Source organism: Paenibacillus sp. EB106-05-06-XG162 (genome assembly GCF_058791655.1).
In genome coordinates this window covers 68,322-87,606 of record NZ_JBYTDT010000014.1, presented here as the reverse complement: position 1 = coordinate 87,606, position 19,285 = coordinate 68,322, and the positions used below count along the sequence as shown (strand labels likewise).

Here is a 19,285-nt window from a genome sequence, read left to right as displayed (position 1 = left end):
GAGGAGCAAGAAATATTATGTCTACAATTAAAATTGGTGTCATTGGTGCAGGTTCCATCTCGGAGGCGCATTTTAATGCGTACAAAGGCAATAAAGAAGTTGAGATTTATGCGGTATGTGATTTGAATGAACAAAGAGCGCAAGACAAAGCAAATAAATACGGTGCTTCGAAAATATATACAGACTATAACGAGCTGCTAGCTAATCCAGAGATTGAGGCTGTTAGTATCTGTACGTGGAATAACACGCACGCTGAGATTAGTGCTGCAGCAATTCGCGCAGGCAAGCATGTTCTTGTCGAGAAGCCATTATGCCGCACCGTTGAGGAAGCGCTTCAATTACAAGAAGTAGTTCGTGCTTCGAACAAAATTCTTCAAGTCGGTGTCGTTCGTCGTTACGATCCGAATGCGCAAATGCTTCGCAAGTTCATCGACAATGGCGACATTGGCGAAATCTATTATGCCAAAGCATCCAGCATTCGCCGTCTTGGCAACCCAGGCGGCTGGTTCTCGGATATCGAGCGTTCCGGCGGCGGACCACTTATCGATATCGGCGTACACGTCATCGACTTGTGCTGGTACATGATGGGCAGACCAAAGGTAAAATCCGTAAGTGGTAATACGTACCGCAAGCTGGGCAACCGTTCGAACATTCAGAACCTTTCCTTCTATCAAGCAGCAGACTATGATGCAGAGAAGAATACGGTTGAAGATATGACGAACGCATTGATTCGCTTCGAGAATGGCGCTTCCCTACTCGTTGATGTGAGCTTTACGCTGCATGCAAGAAAAGATGAAGCGACTGTGAAATTGTTCGGGACGAAGGGCGGCCTTGAAATCGATCCTGAAATTTATATTGCAACAGAGAAATATGACACCATCCTGAACATTAAACCTCAGACGGATGCAGCTAGCTTCGACTTCGGACGCGCGTTCCAATCGGAGATCGATAACTTCATCCGCTGCGTGAAGACGGGTGAAGAGCCAATCAGTCCGGTTGAAGACGGCGTTGAGATCATGAAAATTCTACGCGGTATCTACGAATCTGCTGAGAAGGGCCAAGAGATTCACTTTTAGAGGTAGTTCAAAAAGTCGATCTTTTGATCACGAAGTGTTCCATGTAGCATAATCGGCATCGAATCTTGCGTTCACCCTCGAAATCCGGTACTCATTTAGGTTTTTCCTAAACTCCGTTCCTCTTTCTTCGGGTTCTCGCAACCTTCTCGGTGCTGAAAAGCCGCTTTTTGAACCTCGATTAATTTGCTAGCAACGACGAAAGTCATTATAACGAACAAAGGATGTGTACGAGATGAAACTCGGATTAAGTTCATATAGTCTATATCAAGCCATGGAGTCTGGCCAATTGACATTTACGGAGGCCATTGAATGGGCCGCAGATCATGGCGCTGAACATATCGAGATCGTTCCGCTCGGATTCGATCTGAACAAGAACCCAGAGCTAATCGATGTGATCCGTCAGACGGCGGAAGCGAAAGGCATCGAAATCTCGAACTACGCGATTGGCGCGAACTTCATTACGGAAGACGAAGCATCCTATGAGGCAGAAATCGCTCGCGTCATGAAAGAAGTCGATAACGCAGCCGCGCTCGGCGTGAAGCTGATGCGCCACGACGTTGCGAGCCGCAGCGACATTTCCATCAATAACTTTAATAGCGATCTGCCGAAGCTTGCTGACGCATGCCGCCGCATCGCGGATCATGCCGCGCAATACGGCATCACGACAAGCGTAGAGAACCACGGCTACTACATTCAGAACGCAGATCGCGTGCAAGCGCTCGTGCATGCAGTTGATCGTCCGAACTACCGCACGACGCTCGATATAGGGAACTTCATGTGCTCCGACGAAGAATCTGTTGTTGCGACGAAGAAGAATATCGGCATCGCATCGATGGTGCACATTAAAGACTTCTACCTGCGTCCAGCAGGTCAGAACCCAGGCAGAGGCTGGTTCCCGACGTCTTCCGGCAACTACTTACGCGGAGCGATCGCAGGACATGGCGACGTCAATATGCGTGAAGTACTGCGCGTTGTGAAGCAATCCGGCTACGATGGTTACCTCTCGCTCGAATTCGAAGGCATGGAAGAATGCCGCCTAGCTTCGGAGATTGGCCTTGAGAACATCAGACGCATCTGGGATGAAGTATAAGCGCAGGAATCTATGAATAACGAATGAAGGAGAGAATCGAGATGGGAATTCCAAATAAAATCGGCGTTATCGTCGATAGCTTCCAGGTGGGCGTACGTGAAGGCCTCATTAAAGCTAAAAATGTAGGCGCAGACGGCGTACAAATCTATGCGGTCAAAGGTGAGATGGATCCCGACAATCTATCCACTACACAGCGCAAAGAGCTGAAAGAATATATCGCGTCACTTGGTCTTGAAATCTCCGCCCTTGTCGGCGACCTTGGCGGTCATGGCTTCCAAGACAAGAATGAAAATGCATGGAAAATCGAGAAGTCCAAACGAATTCTTGACCTGGCTGTAGAGCTCGGAACGAATGTCGTAACGACACATATCGGAATTGTGCCTGACGATACGAATAGCGAAGTCTACCATGCCATGCAGCAAGCTTGTGATGAGCTTAGCCGTTATGCAACGAGCGTTAATGCTTATTTCGCGATTGAGACAGGTCCTGAGCGTTCCGCTCATTTGCGTGACTTCCTTAATACGCTTAGCACGAACGGATTATCCGTTAACTTCGATCCTGCGAATATGGTCATGGTCACAGGCGATGACCCCGTTGATGGTGTACACAACCTGAAGGATTACATCGTGCATACCCATGCGAAGGACGGTATTCGCTTGCAAGAAGTTGATCCTCGTGTCATCTATGGGGCACTTGGTTTCGAGCCGCTTGATCATGAGAAGATGGCTAAGATGGTTACAGACGGCCAATTCTTCCGTGAAGTGCCGCTTGGCGAGGGGAAAGTCGCATGGCCTGCTTATATTCAAGCGCTGCAAGATATCGGCTATACTGGCTACTTGACGATCGAACGTGAAGTGGGTACGAACCCTGAAGCAGATATTGCGAAGGCAGTTCAGTTCTTGAAGCAATTCAAATAACATCCAAGTATATACAAAGACCCTTCCGGTTCATCTGAACCTTAGAAGGGTCTCTTCGTATTCTACATCTTCACGAACCTAGGCATTCAGCCTCGCTCTCACCGATTCAAGCTTCTGCGCCACCGAACTGTCTTGATCTCTACGGTCATCGATCTTCACGACCGTCGATACTCGTCCTGCTCCCGCTTGGAATGGACACTCATGCAGCCTTTGGATTGCGTCGAACAGTCGATCAATCGAACCTTCGATGATCGTCCCCATCGCCGTCATCTCATAGTTGATGCCTTCAACTGATGATAAGGTCCGCTGCATATCTGCCACGTACCCGCTAAGACTTGTCGTTGCCGTCCCAATGGGAATCACCGTGATTTCAGCAATTGCCATCATTCACCCTCCTCTCTTTGTGCTTCAATTCTTCTATTTTAACTGATTTTAGGCCGTAACCCTAGTCATGCGAAAAGACTCCTATCAGGAACAGTTTTATGCCCGCTGATAAGAGTCCTTCAATTCGTTAAGAAATTTAAATCCCTGCCAACACCTGATACCATACACCGCGCTTCGAATACAGCTTCTCTCGAACTTCTTTCCACCCACCTAGATACTGGATGTCGAAAAGTCCTTGCGGTGTTGCATAGTGATCTTTTACCGTCGCATAGACTTTCGGATTTACAGGTCTAAATCCTGCATCCGCAAATGCCTTCTGCGCTTCATCTTGAACGAGGTAGTCAATGAACGCTTCGGCAACTTCCCTCGTACCGTGCTTATCTACGTTCTTATCAACAACCGCTGCCGGGTTCTCGATCCGAATCGTATTCGTCGGAACAACGATATCGTATTTCTTCCCTTGCTGAATGCGTGCGAGCAGCTCATTCTCATACGTCACGATGACATCCCCGACACCATATTCGAACGCAGCCATCGATGCCCGCCCGCTCTTATCGAGCGACTCAATATTCTGATGCACGCGTTCCAGATACTGCTTCGCAAAGGCAGGGTCCTTCACGCCCTTCGCTTCCGAAACTTTGAGACCTGCACCATAGATCGCATTGATATCCCATTGCGCGCCGCCGGATGTCTTCGGATTCGGGTAGAGCACCTTCACGCCCGGCTTCATCAGATCTTCCCAATCCTTGATTCCGAGCGGGTTGCCTGAACGTGTACCGAGGACAACGATCGAATCCGTAATCATCCCTTGATTCGCTTTCTTCTTCCACTCATGGGTGATCAGGCTAGCCTTCGTTAGTTTATCGATATCGCCTTCCATCGCAAGTAAGGTAACATCCGCCTCGAAGCCACCGACAATTGCCCTAGCCTGTGTACCCGAAGCTTCATAAGACTCTTGGAATTCCACGCGTTGCCCCGTCTTCGCCAGCCAATAAGACTGAAATTTTGGTAAAATGTCCTGAAGCGCATCCTTCACGACACTATAAGCACCGATCACCAGTGTCACCTCTTGACCCTTTGACGACGTCTTAGGTTGTGAATCCGATGCGCCAGCTGTTGAAGCAGAAGGTTGTGATGCGCCCCCGCAAGCCGTTATACTTACGCTGAGTAGACAGATCATTAACAATAGGGCCAGCGCAGAGCGCAAACGCTTCGATCGCATCACATTTCCTCTTTTCTTGATTGTATTTGAAGTCGCATCTAGATATGGACCGGCATTGGATCGACCTTGAGCCGATTCTCCATCATCCAGCTGTCATGATCATTGAACAGATATGCCCTGTGGATTAGCACGTGAATCTCATCCCCCGGATGGAGCACTTCTTTCTCCAAGGAACGATACGTAATTAACGTATGCTTACCGACGACCACTTCAACCATCCATTCACTGCCTCGGAAATGGATATGCTTAATGCGGCCCTGCTCCGTCGCAGAAGCGATCGGGAACTCCTGCCGACTACCAATCTCGATATATTCCGGGCGAATCAACGCCCTTGTACTCGGCCAATGCGCAGCATCCTCAAAGCCTTTCAATTCTGATATATTGTCTACAATCGAAGACTCGCCGATAAAGCTCGCAACGAACGGTGTCTGCGGTGCCTTATAAATATCCCAAGGCGTTCCCTTCTGCTCGACCCGCCCCTGGCTAATAATCATAATCTCATCGGCAACCTCAATCGCCTCATCTTGGTCATGCGTGACGAAGATAGAAGTAATACCTACACGCTCAATCAGATCTCTTAGCCAAGTGCGAAGCTCTTGACGTATTTTCGCATCAATCGCTGCGAACGGCTCATCTAAGAGCAGCAATTGCGGCTCAGGTGCGAGTGCCCGCGCGAACGCGACACGCTGCCGCTGTCCACCCGATAACTGATGCGGATAACGGTGCTCGAATCCCGACAACCCTGTCAATTCGACGAGCTCCATCACGCGTGCCTTGATCTGCTGCTTCGATTGCTTCTTAATTTTCAGGCCGAACGCAATATTGTCATAGACCGTCATGTGCTTGAACAATGCATAGTTCTGAAAAACAAACCCAATGCCACGCTCCTGCGGAGGCAGATCATTGACGCGGCGTCCATGGAAAAGAATATCGCCCGAATCTGGACTCTCAAGTCCTGCCAGCATCCTCAAAATCGAGGTTTTCCCGCCGCCGCTTGGGCCGAGCAGCCCGATCAGATGTCCTTTCTCAATCGAGAAGCTCACATCTTTCACCGCATGAAATTGACCAAAATGTTTATTTAACCCCGACACTTCAATATGCATCGTTAATGCACTCCCCTTCTTCTTTTGGCCCATTCCATAAATAACAGCAAAAGCACCGAAAATACAGCTAGCACCAGTGCCACGCCATTCGCGGACACCACATTGAAATTCTCCACATCCTGATAGACGAGCGTCGTCGCTGTCTGCGTCTTATTCATCACGTTCCCGGATACGACGAGCACCGCACCGAACTCCCCGAGTGAACGCGCAATCGTCAGCACAACGCCATAGATCACGCCGAACCGAATGAGCGGCCATGTCACTCTCCAGAAAGTCGTCCACCCATAGGCGCCAAGCGTCGAAGCGGCCTCCTCCTGCTGCGTACCAATTTCCTGCAAGACAGGCATCACTTCACGAACCATGAGCGGGAAGGTGACGAATAAAGTGGCGAGCACCATTCCTGGGAATGCATAGACGATTTTGAATCCGATTGATTCGAAGAAAGCCCCGATTGTCGTGCTCGGACCGAGGATCAACACAATCATTAATCCTCCAATGACCGGCGATACAGCAAAAGGTAAATCAACAATGCTATTTAAGAGCTGCTTCAGCCGAGAACCCATCCAAGTACCTCGAACCAAATACATCGCGAGCATGACACCAAAGAGCGTATTCAGTAGGGTGACGACCACGACAATGAGTCCTGTCATCGTGAGCGCATGAACGGCTTCGGGGCGCGTAATCGCATGAATAAGCCCATCAAGCCCTTCCTGCCAAGCACCCGTACCTATTTTGAAGAGGGGAATAAGTAATAGCACGATAAATACGAGATAGGTCAGCGCAATTAGCAGTCGTCTCACTTCGCATGCCTCCTCATCTGCACCCAATTGATCAACCATAAGATCAGGAACGATAACGACAATAACAGAATCGACACCGCTGCCGCGCCTTGCGGATTATCGCTCTCCACTTCACCAAAAATATATACAGAAGCGATGAGCGTTTTGCCGGGAATATTCCCTGCAACAAGCACGACCGCACCGAATTCTGCGAGCGCACGCGAAAATGCAAGCATTGCTCCACTTAACACACCGGGGAGAATCGATGGTAAAATGACACGACGAAACACATGGAACTTCGAAGCCCCCAATAAATAAGCAGCTTCTTCTTCTGATTTATCCAATTCTTCGAGCAGCGGTTGAATCGCACGAATGACGAATGGAAACGTAACGAAGACCATCGCAATCACAATGGCTGGTTCATGGAAGACGATCTGCAGACCTAATTGTGCGGCGAGATTGCCCACCCAACTGTTCGGACCAAGCAACAGTAATATCATTAATCCGCCTACAGCGGTGGGTAAGGCGAAGGGCAGATCCACGAGGCTGTTCAAGAAGGTACGGCCAATAAATTTATAGCGATTTAGTACCCACGCGATCATCGTGCCGATGAGTATATTGATCGCCGTTGCAATCAGCGACAGCTTCAAGGTTAACAGAATCGACTTCCATGCAAGCGGATCACTTACGCTATCCGCGAACGCGCTCCATCCGAGCGAGAATGACTTGGTGTATACACCGATAATTGGCAGGGCAATTAATACGATAAAATACAGCATGACTGTACTTCGAAATCCCCAGCTCCATCCTTTGTGACGCAAAATGCCATTCATGCGAAGATCCTCCTCAAGCAGCGAAGTTCATATAATTCCTATTTATTTACTTGGTATTATGAACACTCTACCATTTGTTACTGAATAACGTCAATGATTAAATAACATATCCGTTTATCAGCTTTTCTAATGCATTCTATTCGTTTTCCTTATGATGTGTGAATGCCTAATGCGCCATCTGAAGGATTGCATGAAAAAAGCCGACCACCCTTATCGGGTAATCGGCTGCTATTGCTGAATCACAGGGGGTTCAATGATTTTCAATAATGATTGAATGTGGGATAAGGCCGCGGGTTTTACTTCGTCAAATGAGACGCGATCTTGAATATAATACGAGATGAATCCATGAACGGATAAAAATAATGTTAATGGGAGCGTAAGCTTCAGCGTCTCGGGAAGTTTGGGTCCCATGCTTTGACGAACGATGACAGAGAACAATTCCAGACTGCGAGCTTGTTCCGTTCTGCAATAAGCCAGCATTTCTTCTTCACGCATTAGGAACATAATCTCATAATGATGCGGTTTATCAAGACCGAACCGGATTAACTCGAGCATGACATGCTCTAGCTTGGCAATACCTTCTCCTGGCGCATGGGTGTAGACACGCTCCATGACTCGGATCAGCGCATTGAAATCCTCCACGACGAGCGCATAGAACAATTCGGCTTTTTCTTTAAAATGATAATATAATGACCCATGGCTGTAACCAAGTTGCTGTCCGATACTACGCATCGAGATCGCACGGTACCCTTTGGTTACGAATAAATGCCGAGCGACTTCCAATATGCGTTCCCGGGTGAGCTCCTGCTCAACTGCTCTTCTCGCCATACCCTTTTCTCCTATTCTCCCTCGATGAAATACACCTGTTCTCCATTCGTTATCAATCCTTGACCTTGCGTTAAATCCGTCATCCAAGCAACGAAGGCATCCGTATCCTTCGCTTCCGGCAGGCACAGTAAGACAACCTTATCTGTGAACTGTGTCTCGCCCATTCGCATGCCGCGGTTTCGAAGTTCATTCTCGAGCTTCCCGAGCCATGTATACTCCACTTCCACGAATACTTCCTGATGCAACACCTTCGTAATCGACTCTGCTGCTTCAATGGCAGCGACAGCGCCGTCGGTGTATGCCCGGACGAGTCCGCCGGCACCTAACATGATACCGCCGAAGTAACGCGTCACGACGATTGCAACATTTTTCAAACCTTGATTCTTGATCACTTCTAGAATCGGCTTCCCGGCTGTACCGCTCGGTTCGCCATCATCGGATTGTCTCTGAATTTCATCACGTTCACCGATCATATAGGCGGAACAGTTATGCGTGGCATTCCAGTGCAACTTCTTGATCTCATCAATAAAACGAATCGCTTCATCTTCTGTTGCTACAGGTCTGCCGTAACCGATGAACCGTGACTTCTTAATGACGATCTCCTTACTGCCAAACGCCCTAACCGTCTTATAACGATCTAACATGACTGATCATCCTCTGCTTATTGCTAAGAAAGCAGTCCACCTTATCGGTAACGCCCGCGGTGAACTGCTTCTTGACATGTTGTTTATCTGGTTGCTGCCTGGCTACAGATTATTCGGATAGTCTCGACTCGAGCTCCGCTTTTTCCTTTTCATATCCTGGCTTACCAAGAAGTGCGAACATGTTCTTCTTATAGGCTTCTACACCCGGTTGGTCAAATGGATTGACCCCGGACAAGTAGCCGCTGATACCACAAGCAATTTCAAAGAAATACACGAGCGATCCGAAGGCAGCTGGCGTCATATCCGGAATTGTCACGATCAAGTTCGGTACTTGACCGTCCGTGTGCGCGAGCATCGTGCCTTGGAAGGCTTTTTTGTTCACGAAATCCATCGTCTTGCCTGTTAGGAAGTTCAAGCCGTCCAAATCGTCAGGATCGCTCTCAATTGTAATGTGCGAAGGCACTTCTTCCACTTGGATGATCGTCTCGAATAAGTTACGGGAGCCTTCTTGAATGAATTGTCCCATCGAGTGAAGGTCTGTAGAGAAATCAACGGATGCTGGATAGATCCCTTTGTAGTCTTTCCCTTCGCTCTCGCCATACAATTGCTTCCACCACTCGGATACGAAGTGAAGCGCCGGCTCGTAGTTCACGAGGATTTCGATCGCTTTGCCTTTGCGGTACAATGCGTTACGAACAGCAGCGTATTGGTAAGCTTGGTTCTCTGCTACGTTCGGGTTGTTATATTCTTTGGCTGCATCGGCAGCACCTTGCATCATTTCGTCGATGTTGATGCCTGCCACGGCAATTGGAAGCAAGCCAACAGGTGTTAATACCGAGTAACGTCCGCCTACATCATCCGGAATGACGAATGTCTCATAGCCTTCTTCGTTCGATAGCTTCTTAAGCGCACCTTTTTCTTGGTCCGTTGTTGCGTAGATGCGTTTGCGAGCGCCCTCTTTGCCGTATTTCTTCTCGAGCAATGCACGGAATACACGGAATGCAATCGCTGGCTCTGTCGTTGTACCGGATTTCGAGATGACGTTCACGGAGAAGTCACGGTCCCCGATCAATTGAATCAAATGATTCACATAGTTCGAGCTGATGTTGTTCCCTGCAAAGTAAATCTCAGGTGTTTTGCGCTCTTCTTTTGGAAGCATATTGTAGAACGAGTGCGACAACATTTCGATCGCCGCGCGTGCTCCGAGGTAAGATCCACCGATACCGATCACAACCAGCACTTCGGAATTCGATTGAATTTGCTCTGCGGATTTCTTAATGCGCGCGAATTCTTCTTTATCATAGTTAAATGGCAAGTCGATCCAACCTAAAAAGTCGGAACCTACGCCGGACTTATTATGTAGCTGTTCATGAGCAAGACGAATCGGTTCTGCGAAATAATCGACTTCATGCTGCCCTACGAATGTTGCTGCTTTGCTGTAATCAAACTGGATTTTTCTACTCATGGTATTTCCTCCTAGCCATTCTTTTTTTCTCTCTAAACTTTCGTCCTTTAAACCGTCACATTATCGGTTAGCATTAGGATACTGGATTTCCGCCAATAATACAAGTTCAGACGATGCACTTCTTGCAAACTTTTATCCAATGTAGACAAAACTCGTATCCATCGAAACTTTATAAATGCTAATGTGGTAAAATGATCTAAGCTATTGACTACAATGTGTAAGGACGAGGTGAGCCTGATGAAAAACATCGGTTTTATTGGACTCGGGACAATGGGTGCCCCGATGGTCGCTAATCTACTCAGTAAAGGTTTTGCCGTAACGGTATATAATCGTACAGCATCCAAAACAGAAGAATCACGTGCGCTCGGCGCAACTGTCGCAAATACGCCAGCAGAAGCTGCGCAAGCATCAGATGTACTCATTTCCATCATCAGCAACGATCAAGCAACGGAAGAGGTCTATTACGGCGAAAATGGGATCTTCGCAGGCCTCCATACCAATCTGACGATTATCGATTGCAGCACGTTATCCCCTGCACTCGTGAAGCGTCTATCGAAGGATCTCGCTGCGCAAGGCGTAAGCTTCCTGGATGCACCGGTAACAGGCAGCAAGCCTGGCGCGGTAAACGGAACCCTCCTCTTCATGATCGGCGGAGAAGAATCCGTCATGCAGCAGCATATGGATGTATTCGAAGCACTAGGCACGAAATTCCTATACATGGGTGAGAACGGCAGCGGTTCGATTGCCAAACTCGCACACAATACCATTGTCGGCATTAACAACGTTGCCCTCATTGAAGGCTTCTCCATCGCAGCCAAAGCGAATCTGCCTATGTATAACTTCATGGAGCTCATTCAATCCGGTTCCGCCGGCAGTAAAGCGGCAGAGCTCAAGGGACGCAAGATCATTGAACATGACTTCAGCAACCAATTCTCGCTCAATCTCATGCTCAAAGATATGAAGCTATCTTCGCAGCTGACGGATGAGATGCAGCTTCCGACACCGATGCTTGAAGCCGCGAAAAGCATGCTCCAAATGGGACAAACCCAAGGCTTCGGTGAGGAAGACTTAAGCGCCGTAGCCAAAGCGTATGAGCAATGGATCGGCAAACGAATCGGTGACTAACGAATATTTCATATTGGGAAAAGGGTGGCTCGTCAAAGGTCCTGCTATGGACTGACGAGCCACCCTTTCCATATTTAATGAAACATGTCGGTGGTTATTCTGTGATGTAAGAGCAGCAATAGTCCGTAACGGAAGCAATTTGCAGCTTGAATTTCGCGTTCGCCGGAACAGTAAACTCGCCTTCGCCTTGAATGTGAATCCACTCTCCGCTGCCAGGTAGTTGAACTTTCAGATCTCCTGCAAGGATTTCCATAATTTCAACACAATCCGTACCGAACTCGTAATCCCCTGGCAGCATAATGCCAAGCGTCTTCTTCGTTCCGTCTGCGAACAATACGGTACGGCTTGTCACCTTACCATCGAAATAAATATTTGCTTTTTTGACTGCTGTTACATTATCGAATTGTTGAATCTCCGCCATGTCTCTCATCCCTTCCCCAGGACCGCAAATTATAACAATGCTTTTACTTTGCTAACAACGTTCTCAACCGTAAAGCCGTATTCTTTGATCACGCGATCGCCAGGAGCGGAAGCGCCGAATGTGGAGATGCCTAGGATATCGCCTTGATCGCCGACATACTTCTCCCAGCCCATTGGATGTGCCATCTCGATCGCAAGACGTGCTTTAACGCCTGGCAAGATAACGGAATCCTTATACTCTTTGGATTGTTTGTCGAATAGATCCCAGCTTGGCATACTGATGACACGTACTTGAATGCCTTCTTCAGCCAATGCTTTTTGTGCTGCGACAGCCAGTTGAACCTCAGAACCTGTTGCGATGATTTGAGCTTGCGGCGTACCATTCGCTTCAGATACCACATAAGCACCTTTCTTGATGCCTTCACGGGACAAATCAGCCGTAGTCTCCAAGATTGGCAAGTTCTGACGCGTCAACACGAGCGCTACTGGATTCTTACGGTTCTCAATCGCATAAGCCCATGCTGCCGATGTCTCGTTACCGTCAGCCGGACGAAGAACCGTCAAGTTCGGGATAATGCGAAGCGATGCCAATTGTTCGATCGGCTCATGCGTAGGACCATCTTCACCTACGGCAATGGAATCATGCGTCAAGACATACACCACTGGAAGTCCCATCAATGCGGACAGACGAACAGCCGGACGCAGGTAATCTGTAAATACGAAGAATGTACCGCCGTATACGCGAACACCGCCGTGCAGCATCATACCGTTAATTGCTGTCGCCATCCCGAACTCACGAACACCAAAGTAGATATTACGTCCTGCATAGTTCTCTGCATTGTAGACGTCGATCCCTTTCAGATGTGTCATCGTGGAGCTCTCTAGGTCTGCAGAACCGCCCATCAAGTTCGGCACGTTCGGTGCAAGACCGTTCAATGCATTACCGGAAGCAACACGTGTCGATAATGCTTTGTCTGCTGCTGTATATTTCGGAAGGTCGCTATCCCAACCTTCAGGAAGCTCGCCATTAACCGCTTGCTCGAATTGCTTTGCAAGTTCAGGGTAAGCTGCTTTGTATGCTTCGAATTGCTCATTCCATGCTTTGTTCGCTGCAATTCCGCGATTTTTCACTTCTTGGAAGTGAGCGCGTACTTCTTGCGATACGAAGAATGGCTCTTCGGAAGACCAGCCGTAGAATTCTTTCGTTAATTTGGTCTCGTCAGCACCAAGTGGGGATCCGTGCGTACCGCCGTGGCCGCCTTTACCTTGTTTGTTCGGGCTGCCGTAACCAATCACGGTTTTCACTTCGATCAACGTCGGTTTGTTAAGCTCTTGCTGCGCAGCTTGGATTGCCGCTTCAAGCGCTGCCAGATCGTTACCGTCTTCAACGCGAAGCACTTGCCAGCCATAAGCCTCGAAACGCATTTGAGCTTGTTCGGAGTTCGACAATCCTAGTTTACCATCTAGTGAAATATCATTGGAATCGTACAGAACGACTAATTTACCGAGCTTCAAGTGACCTGCAAGGGAAGCTGCTTCATGCGATACGCCTTCCATCAAATCACCGTCTCCACAGATAGCGAATGTGAAGTGGTCCACAACTTTGAATTTATCTTTGTTATATGTTGCGCCAAGTTGCGTCTCAGCAAGCGCCATACCTACAGCCATCGCAATCCCTTGACCCAGAGGTCCAGTCGTTGCGTCAACTCCTGCCGTGTGGCCATACTCTGGATGTCCTGGTGTCAAACTTCCCCATTGACGGAAATTTTTGATTTCTTCGAGAGGAAGATCATAGCCGCTCAAGTGAAGCAAGCTGTACAATAGCATGGAACCGTGTCCTGCAGATAGAACGAAACGGTCGCGGTTGATCCAAGTTGGGTTCTCCGGGTTATGGTTCATCACTTTCGCGAATAATTCATACCCCATTGGTGCTGCACCCATTGGCATACCTGGGTGACCTGAATTGGCTTTCTCGATCGCATCGATCGCTAATGTACGAATTGTATCGATGGATAACTGTTCTACAGACTTGTTGCTCGCTGTCATGTTGTGATTCCTCCATTCATTACTTTTAATAATATCAAATTGAGTATATTACATTGCTACTATTGTAACACGTAACCCCACTACATTCCAATCCTCAATTTCTACACAAGGAAAATCTCCCCATTGGCCCTTTTTATCATATCCACTTTTTGAAAAAAATCCCCTCATCATTGAGGGGATTCCATGGAATCAATCTAGTTGAAAACAACCGTTTTATTTTGATGTACCAAGACGCGGTCTTCAATGTGCCAATGAACGGCACGTGCAAGAACAACACGTTCAATCGTGCGCCCAATGCGCTTCAGGTCGTCCACATCATCACTATGGCTTACACGCTGCACGTCCTGCTCAATGATTGGGCCTCCGTCAAGCTCTTCCGTCACGTAGTGAGCCGTTGCGCCGATAATTTTAACGCCGCGTGTATAGGCTTGCGCATAAGGCTTACCGCCAACAAACGCAGGTAAGAACGAGTGATGGATGTTAATAATTCGGTTCCGGTAATGCTCTATAAACTTCGGTGAGATGATCTGCATATATCTCGCAAGAATAATAACGTCGACTTTACCGTCTACGACAGCAAGCTGTTGACGTTCTGCCTCCGCTTTATTGTCCTTCGTCACTGGAATGTGGTGGTACGGAATACCGAACTGCTCCACATATTCGCGCATATCATCATGATTGCTGACGACCATGGCGATATCTGCATCCAAATCCCCTGCTTGCCATTGCCAGAGCAATTCCACAAGGCAGTGATCTTCCTTGGATACGAAAATAGCAAGGCTCTTACGCTTGCTTACTTCATGAATTCCCCACTTCATCTGGAACTTGCTCGCAACCTCTGCGAAATCTTGTTTCAGCTTCGGCAATAAATCGCTAAGCTGTTGTAGATCAAATTCGATGCGCATGAAGAACATACCGCCTTCAGGGTCCATCGTGTATTGATCCGATTGTACGATATTCGCGCCATGATCAAAAAGAAAATGTGATACCGTTGCTACAATTCCAGCCTGATCCGGGCATGAAATAAGCATTCTTGCTCGATTCTGTTTGTCCATCTCTCTACCCTCTGTTTCTATTTAATAAGTTGTTTACCCGCAAACCATCCCATAATCCGCTGGTTGATTGCTTCTTCACTCAGCTCAGGGAATACATTCGCCTCCGCGATCATGTCATAGAGACGATCCATCGGCTCGCGAGGATCTGCCTTCTTCGCTTTGGCATCATTCTTCAACGTCGTCCAAACCGACAATATAAACTGACGCGAATCTACTTCTTGTTGATCGAAGAAAGCGTGTAGTCGCTCTACATCCGCTAGATAAGCTTGTCCAAAGCGCTCTCCAGCGTCACCGCGAAGAAGTGCAATTTCCGCTTCATACATCGGACGTTGCTTCTTGTCGTCTTTACCGATCCAAGGCGTCTCCAAGATAAATGGTCTTCCAGCAAGTCCTTCATGCGTAATGACACGCTTCATCGCTTCGTGACCAATCCATCCAGCACCGACAGGAGCATGTCTATCTTTCCCTGCGCCTGTCGGATTCTTACTATCATTCATATGCACAACGGCAATGCGATCAAGACCAACAACTTGGTCAAATTTCGTAAGTACGCCGTCTAGATCATTGACGATATCGTAACCCGCATCGTGAATATGGCATGTATCCATACAAACCGTCAAGCGATGATTGTCTTCAACCTTCTCGATGATCGATGCAATTTCCTCGAAGCTGCGTCCGATTTCGGTACCTTTACCAGCCATCGTCTCAAGGGCAATGTTCACATCCAGCTCTTTCGTTCCGCGAAGCACTTCATTTAGTCCTTCTGCAATACGGTTAATGCCGTACTCCGGATCCTTCTCGGTGTATGCACCAGGATGGAGGACGATGTTGCGAACGCCAATCGCTTGCGTACGACGAATTTCTTCCTGCAAGAAGTTCACAGCAAGCTCGAACGTGTCTGGCTTGTAGGAACCGAGGTTAATAATATAAGGCGCATGCACGACAATCTCATCAATGCCGTGCTGCCCCATGACATCTCTGCCTTCAGCAATATATAGCGAATCGATCGCTTTGCGGCGTGTATTCTGCGGTGCGCCTGTATATATCATGAATGTATTTGAGCCGTATGAAATCGCTTCTTTAGCTGCCGTTAGCAAGCCTTTGTCCGAAAATGAAACGTGTGATCCGATTTTCAACATAATTCATGCTCCTTTTCCAAATAATCAACCCTTATTTTACCTTGAATATCGTCATAAAGCTAGAAATACGTTATAATTCTTAATATCCAATATTGCTCTATTTCGGGGCAATGCAGTGCATTTACATAACTATGGGGTGACAATGGTGGTTCAATCTACAATATTTTTCGCTGCAGCAGACAATATGCCAGGTACGGGCTATATGCGATTTATCGCACTCTGGACATTTGTGCTTATTTTCTTTATGTCGATCGGCGGATTTTTCATGTTCCGCAAATTCTTTAAGGTCCTCCCGAAGCAAGATGGGAAATCAAAATTAGATTGGCAAAATCACTGGGTCGATGCGAGCCGCCATCTCTGGACGGAAGAGTCCAAGACATTCCTCGAACTGCTGGTATCGCCTGTACCGAAGGCATTTCGCGATATTGCGAAGCATACCATTGCAGCGAAGATTGGTCAGATTGCTGTCGAGAGCGGCGCTTCCGAAGTGACACGCGATCATTGCATCCAAGGATATATTGAAGCAACACCGAAGCGCGACTATCGCAGCTTAATTTCTTTCCTAGAGAAACATCAAATCGACTATCAACCATATAAGCATCTATTGAACAAATGAGAATGGATGGGGTGTGGTAAGACGATGAAAATTGCCATTTGCGGGGGAACGGGATTCATTGGAACGGCATTAACGTCCTTCTGGCTGAACCAAAAGGATGAAGTCATTATTGTTACGAGACGGATACCTGATGGGGATAAAGCCAACCCACGCGTTCGTTATGTCACATGGGAACAGCTCGAAACAGATCCTCAGCTTATCTCCGGGACGGGAGCGATCGTGAATCTCACGGGTGAATCGATCAACCAACGCTGGACTGCAAGCGCGAAGGATCGGATCTTACAGTCTCGCTTGCAGGCTGCCGCACGAGTCGCCAAGCTAGTCCGATCACTCGATCCTAAGCCATTGGTCGTCGTGAATGCTTCTGGAATTTCTATTCATGGCACATCCGAAGTGGAGTGCTTCGACGAGACGAGTCCTCACCATACAACCGATTTCCTGGCCGAAGTGGTAGAACAATGGGAACAGGCCGCAGATGCCATTCCTGTTGATCGTCTCGTGAAGCTGCGTGTCGGATTAGTACTGGGGAATCATGGCGGGGCTTACCCGCTTATGAAGCTGCCTTATTTGCTCGGCGCAGGCGGCCGTGTAGGCAGCGGTCGGCAATGGTTCTCGTGGATTCATCTCGAAGATATGGTGCGATTAATCGACTTCTGCATCCGTCATGAGACGGTGAAAGGGCCTGTCAATGCAACAGCACCGAGGCCTGTGCGCAATGATGAATTCGGACGCATTCTCGGTAAGGTCTATCATCGGCCGCATTGGTTTCCTGTTCCTTCGATCCTCTTCAAGACCTTATTCGGAGAGCTCTCCATTCTCTTGCTTGAAGGTCAGCAAGTGCTGCCGAATGCAGCCATTCAGCAGGGATTCGAATTTAGGTATCCCACGTTAGATACAGCACTCACTGCATTGATGAATGATAAATCCTATTAAGTTAAACGAAACACATATTCAGACTTTGCAATCATGAATCGATCCCCATCCTTCAGCGGATAAGGCGTATACGGCACCATAGCTTCCTCGAGGAGCCGGGTGCCGTTTTTGGATCCGAGATCTTTTAACTGATACCCTTCCTCTGTACGAATAATCTCGGCATGGGAGCGTGATACCCCTGTCGATGTATCGAGATAATGGGCAACATCCCCGCTTCGTCCAATAATAAAGTGAGTCTGGTTCACAGCAATACGTTCCTTCTCACCGCCACCCGCAATACTCCGCTCTAAGACGGGATGCTGCAGCGCGACAGATGCGACCAACACTTCAGTCTGTCCGCCATTTAACATCACGGTTGCTTCTTGATGGATACCCCGGTTCACTGCTGGAGTGGCGGTACTTGTTGAATCGAATCGATTATCCTCTGGCTGCCAACCCATGAGCGACCTCGCTTCCTGCTCTGCAGTTCGCAGTCCGCTAGTCAATCGATCCGCCGTAAATGCAGGTGCTTGAAACAATAGCCCTGACGCATCATGATCTGGCTCATTCCACCGTGGCGACTTCGCATGTAACTCACTGCTGCTTCTCATTCCTGCCTCTACTTCGAGAGGAGTCCGACCCTTGACCAGCCATGAAGGCCGATACCCTCTCCAAGCAAGAAAGGCGACGTCCCCAATAAGAACCGTGATCCCAACGGTGAGATAGAACATTCCCTGTACAGACGCATAGGCCGAATAAAGAAACTTCCATAGCACTACGATAATCAGAAGAGTTCCGCCAATCATATAAATCGTATGTTTCGATGAAGTCGGTTGGGTGGCTGAACCTAATGCTTGCTCTCGTGCTTGATCATCAGAAATGATCGCTTGATTGTAAGTGTCCACACTCGATTTCTGCACAGTGTTTCCTTTGGGTTGAACCGGTTCTCTAACAGGAACGAATTCATCCGGTGGAAGAGCAGGGGTCCGTTGAGCATGCGATTTATTGTCTTGTCTAGTCCTCGGTAAATCTATCCCTCCATCCTCATTTGCCAGCAGCTGCAATAGAAGCGTCTTTAATCCTTGGAGACTAAAGTGATCTTCATGACAATAATGAATCAGCTGTTGAATCCCCTTCCCGGTTAATTCAGTCACTGAGGCCATGAACAAAGTCAACATACTGCCTAATCGATGCTGTAACGAATCTGTCTGGACCGCACCTTGCGTTGGAACATAACACAACCATAACGAGCCCATATCCAACGATCCTTCGACGAACATATAATCGGCATGAAGGATGTATTGTTCCGGACGCAGCATATACCGCCGACTATCGTCTAGTATCGTTACGAGCTGCATGAGAATCGTATAGTACGTCGTAAGCGACAGCTTCTCGCTGCGAAGACATTGCGACAGCATTCTTTTGCCAGAGATGTTGTATCGCAATTGGATCTGAAGATCCAGCTCATGCATGTTCAGTGGAACGAATTGCGGGATCGTCGATGACTGGATCATTTTCACTTCGAGTCGCGCCATATCACTGGCCTTTAGCCCCTCCGCTTTGTCCAGGATCATCCAGGTCGAACCATCTTGAATAAATCGAACTCCAAAGTCTAACATCCTATTCCTCCT

At 48.1% G+C, this 19,285-nt stretch carries 19 protein-coding genes; 6 read left to right on the top strand and 13 right to left on the bottom strand.

Annotation, left to right across the window (positions count from 1 at the left end; translation table 11 throughout):
• The first annotated feature begins 17 nt into the window (after positions 1 to 17).
• The 3 genes from AC3WU2_RS23690 (at position 18) to AC3WU2_RS23680 (ending at position 3,083) form a co-directional block, all read left to right on the top strand.
• On the top strand, positions 18 to 1,076 hold the full coding sequence (locus AC3WU2_RS23690) for a Gfo/Idh/MocA family protein (protein WP_492457457.1): 1,059 nt from the start codon (positions 18 to 20) through the stop codon (positions 1,074 to 1,076).
• 232 nt (positions 1,077 to 1,308) lie between these two features.
• Positions 1,309 to 2,166: a sugar phosphate isomerase/epimerase family protein gene (locus AC3WU2_RS23685; RefSeq protein ID WP_492457456.1), complete on the top strand. Its 858-nt coding sequence runs from the start codon at positions 1,309 to 1,311 to the stop codon at positions 2,164 to 2,166.
• A 41-nt stretch (positions 2,167 to 2,207) separates the two neighbouring features.
• Positions 2,208 to 3,083 (top strand): sugar phosphate isomerase/epimerase family protein, encoded by an 876-nt coding sequence (locus AC3WU2_RS23680; protein ID WP_492457455.1) that lies wholly within the window; start codon positions 2,208 to 2,210, stop codon positions 3,081 to 3,083.
• Between the two features lie 78 nt (positions 3,084 to 3,161).
• On the opposite strand, the gene AC3WU2_RS23675 is transcribed toward AC3WU2_RS23680, so the two are convergent.
• From AC3WU2_RS23675 to AC3WU2_RS23640, 8 genes are all read right to left on the bottom strand, one after another.
• Positions 3,162 to 3,467, bottom strand: a complete 306-nt coding sequence (locus AC3WU2_RS23675; protein WP_492457519.1) for an MTH1187 family thiamine-binding protein — start codon at positions 3,465 to 3,467, stop codon at positions 3,162 to 3,164.
• A gap of 136 nt (positions 3,468 to 3,603) precedes the next feature.
• Positions 3,604 to 4,689: a sulfate ABC transporter substrate-binding protein gene (locus AC3WU2_RS23670; protein ID WP_492457454.1), complete on the bottom strand. Its 1,086-nt coding sequence runs from the start codon at positions 4,687 to 4,689 to the stop codon at positions 3,604 to 3,606.
• Between the two features lie 38 nt (positions 4,690 to 4,727).
• Complete coding sequence (locus AC3WU2_RS23665) at positions 4,728 to 5,792, bottom strand: sulfate/molybdate ABC transporter ATP-binding protein (RefSeq protein WP_492457453.1); 1,065 nt, start codon at positions 5,790 to 5,792, stop codon at positions 4,728 to 4,730.
• A 2-nt stretch (positions 5,793 to 5,794) separates the two neighbouring features.
• A complete protein-coding gene (locus AC3WU2_RS23660) occupies positions 5,795 to 6,592 on the bottom strand; it encodes a sulfate ABC transporter permease subunit (RefSeq protein ID WP_492457452.1) in 798 nt (265 codons plus the stop codon).
• Positions 6,589 to 7,404 carry a sulfate ABC transporter permease subunit CysT gene (gene cysT, locus AC3WU2_RS23655; RefSeq protein ID WP_492457451.1) on the bottom strand — a complete coding sequence of 272 codons (816 nt, stop codon included), beginning with the start codon at positions 7,402 to 7,404 and terminating at the stop codon, positions 6,589 to 6,591. The genes AC3WU2_RS23660 and cysT overlap by 4 nt, the downstream gene beginning before the upstream one ends.
• A 228-nt stretch (positions 7,405 to 7,632) precedes the next feature.
• Positions 7,633 to 8,232 carry a TetR/AcrR family transcriptional regulator gene (locus tag AC3WU2_RS23650; protein ID WP_492457450.1) on the bottom strand — a complete coding sequence of 200 codons (600 nt, stop codon included), beginning with the start codon at positions 8,230 to 8,232 and terminating at the stop codon, positions 7,633 to 7,635.
• A gap of 11 nt (positions 8,233 to 8,243) precedes the next feature.
• Positions 8,244 to 8,876, bottom strand: coding sequence for a YigZ family protein (locus AC3WU2_RS23645; protein WP_492457449.1), 633 nt, complete (start codon positions 8,874 to 8,876; stop codon positions 8,244 to 8,246).
• Positions 8,877 to 8,985: 109 nt separating this feature from the next.
• On the bottom strand, positions 8,986 to 10,341 hold the full coding sequence (locus AC3WU2_RS23640; RefSeq protein WP_492457448.1) for a glucose-6-phosphate isomerase: 1,356 nt from the start codon (positions 10,339 to 10,341) through the stop codon (positions 8,986 to 8,988).
• Positions 10,342 to 10,578: 237 nt separating this feature from the next.
• On the opposite strand from AC3WU2_RS23640, the gene AC3WU2_RS23635 reads away from it, so the two are divergent.
• A complete protein-coding gene (locus AC3WU2_RS23635; protein WP_492457447.1) occupies positions 10,579 to 11,466 on the top strand; it encodes an NAD(P)-dependent oxidoreductase in 888 nt (295 codons plus the stop codon).
• Between the two features lie 94 nt (positions 11,467 to 11,560).
• On the opposite strand, the gene ppnP is transcribed toward AC3WU2_RS23635, so the two are convergent.
• The 4 genes from ppnP to AC3WU2_RS23615 form a co-directional block, all read right to left on the bottom strand.
• A complete protein-coding gene (gene ppnP / locus AC3WU2_RS23630) occupies positions 11,561 to 11,878 on the bottom strand; it encodes a pyrimidine/purine nucleoside phosphorylase (RefSeq protein ID WP_492457518.1) in 318 nt (105 codons plus the stop codon).
• Between the two features lie 38 nt (positions 11,879 to 11,916).
• Positions 11,917 to 13,932 carry a transketolase gene (gene tkt, locus AC3WU2_RS23625; protein WP_492457446.1) on the bottom strand — a complete coding sequence of 672 codons (2,016 nt, stop codon included), beginning with the start codon at positions 13,930 to 13,932 and terminating at the stop codon, positions 11,917 to 11,919.
• Between the two features lie 194 nt (positions 13,933 to 14,126).
• Positions 14,127 to 14,987: a formyltetrahydrofolate deformylase gene (purU, locus tag AC3WU2_RS23620; protein WP_379350802.1), complete on the bottom strand. Its 861-nt coding sequence runs from the start codon at positions 14,985 to 14,987 to the stop codon at positions 14,127 to 14,129.
• Between the two features lie 17 nt (positions 14,988 to 15,004).
• Positions 15,005 to 16,126 (bottom strand): deoxyribonuclease IV, encoded by a 1,122-nt coding sequence (locus AC3WU2_RS23615; protein WP_492457445.1) that lies wholly within the window; start codon positions 16,124 to 16,126, stop codon positions 15,005 to 15,007.
• 142 nt (positions 16,127 to 16,268) lie between these two features.
• Here AC3WU2_RS23615 and AC3WU2_RS23610 point away from each other — a divergent pair, with 142 nt between their 5' ends.
• Positions 16,269 to 16,742 (top strand): DUF2621 domain-containing protein, encoded by a 474-nt coding sequence (locus AC3WU2_RS23610; protein WP_018756407.1) that lies wholly within the window; start codon positions 16,269 to 16,271, stop codon positions 16,740 to 16,742.
• A gap of 24 nt (positions 16,743 to 16,766) precedes the next feature.
• Positions 16,767 to 17,675 carry a TIGR01777 family oxidoreductase gene (locus AC3WU2_RS23605; RefSeq protein WP_492457444.1) on the top strand — a complete coding sequence of 303 codons (909 nt, stop codon included), beginning with the start codon at positions 16,767 to 16,769 and terminating at the stop codon, positions 17,673 to 17,675.
• Here AC3WU2_RS23605 and AC3WU2_RS23600 read toward each other — a convergent pair.
• On the bottom strand, positions 17,672 to 19,273 hold the full coding sequence (locus AC3WU2_RS23600; RefSeq protein ID WP_492457443.1) for a DUF6382 domain-containing protein: 1,602 nt from the start codon (positions 19,271 to 19,273) through the stop codon (positions 17,672 to 17,674). The two genes, AC3WU2_RS23605 and AC3WU2_RS23600, sit on opposite strands and share 4 nt — an antisense overlap.
• Between the last annotated feature and the right edge of the window lie 12 nt (positions 19,274 to 19,285).

Coding starts and splice junctions, on each gene's coding strand:
- AC3WU2_RS23645 (WP_492457449.1), bottom strand. CDS start 8,876: ATGTTAGATCGTTATAAGACGGTTAGGGCGTTTGGCAGTAAGGAGATC.
- AC3WU2_RS23650 (WP_492457450.1), bottom strand. CDS start 8,232: ATGGCGAGAAGAGCAGTTGAGCAGGAGCTCACCCGGGAACGCATATTG.
- AC3WU2_RS23600 (WP_492457443.1), bottom strand. CDS start 19,273: ATGTTAGACTTTGGAGTTCGATTTATTCAAGATGGTTCGACCTGGATG.
- cysT (WP_492457451.1), bottom strand. CDS start 7,404: ATGAATGGCATTTTGCGTCACAAAGGATGGAGCTGGGGATTTCGAAGT.
- AC3WU2_RS23615 (WP_492457445.1), bottom strand. CDS start 16,126: ATGTTGAAAATCGGATCACACGTTTCATTTTCGGACAAAGGCTTGCTA.
- AC3WU2_RS23670 (WP_492457454.1), bottom strand. CDS start 4,689: ATGCGATCGAAGCGTTTGCGCTCTGCGCTGGCCCTATTGTTAATGATC.
- purU (WP_379350802.1), bottom strand. CDS start 14,987: ATGGACAAACAGAATCGAGCAAGAATGCTTATTTCATGCCCGGATCAG.
- AC3WU2_RS23665 (WP_492457453.1), bottom strand. CDS start 5,792: ATGCATATTGAAGTGTCGGGGTTAAATAAACATTTTGGTCAATTTCAT.
- AC3WU2_RS23640 (WP_492457448.1), bottom strand. CDS start 10,341: ATGAGTAGAAAAATCCAGTTTGATTACAGCAAAGCAGCAACATTCGTA.
- tkt (WP_492457446.1), bottom strand. CDS start 13,932: ATGACAGCGAGCAACAAGTCTGTAGAACAGTTATCCATCGATACAATT.
- AC3WU2_RS23635 (WP_492457447.1), top strand. CDS start 10,579: ATGAAAAACATCGGTTTTATTGGACTCGGGACAATGGGTGCCCCGATG.
- AC3WU2_RS23610 (WP_018756407.1), top strand. CDS start 16,269: ATGGTGGTTCAATCTACAATATTTTTCGCTGCAGCAGACAATATGCCA.
- AC3WU2_RS23605 (WP_492457444.1), top strand. CDS start 16,767: ATGAAAATTGCCATTTGCGGGGGAACGGGATTCATTGGAACGGCATTA.
- AC3WU2_RS23680 (WP_492457455.1), top strand. CDS start 2,208: ATGGGAATTCCAAATAAAATCGGCGTTATCGTCGATAGCTTCCAGGTG.
- AC3WU2_RS23685 (WP_492457456.1), top strand. CDS start 1,309: ATGAAACTCGGATTAAGTTCATATAGTCTATATCAAGCCATGGAGTCT.
- AC3WU2_RS23690 (WP_492457457.1), top strand. CDS start 18: ATGTCTACAATTAAAATTGGTGTCATTGGTGCAGGTTCCATCTCGGAG.
- AC3WU2_RS23675 (WP_492457519.1), bottom strand. CDS start 3,467: ATGGCAATTGCTGAAATCACGGTGATTCCCATTGGGACGGCAACGACA.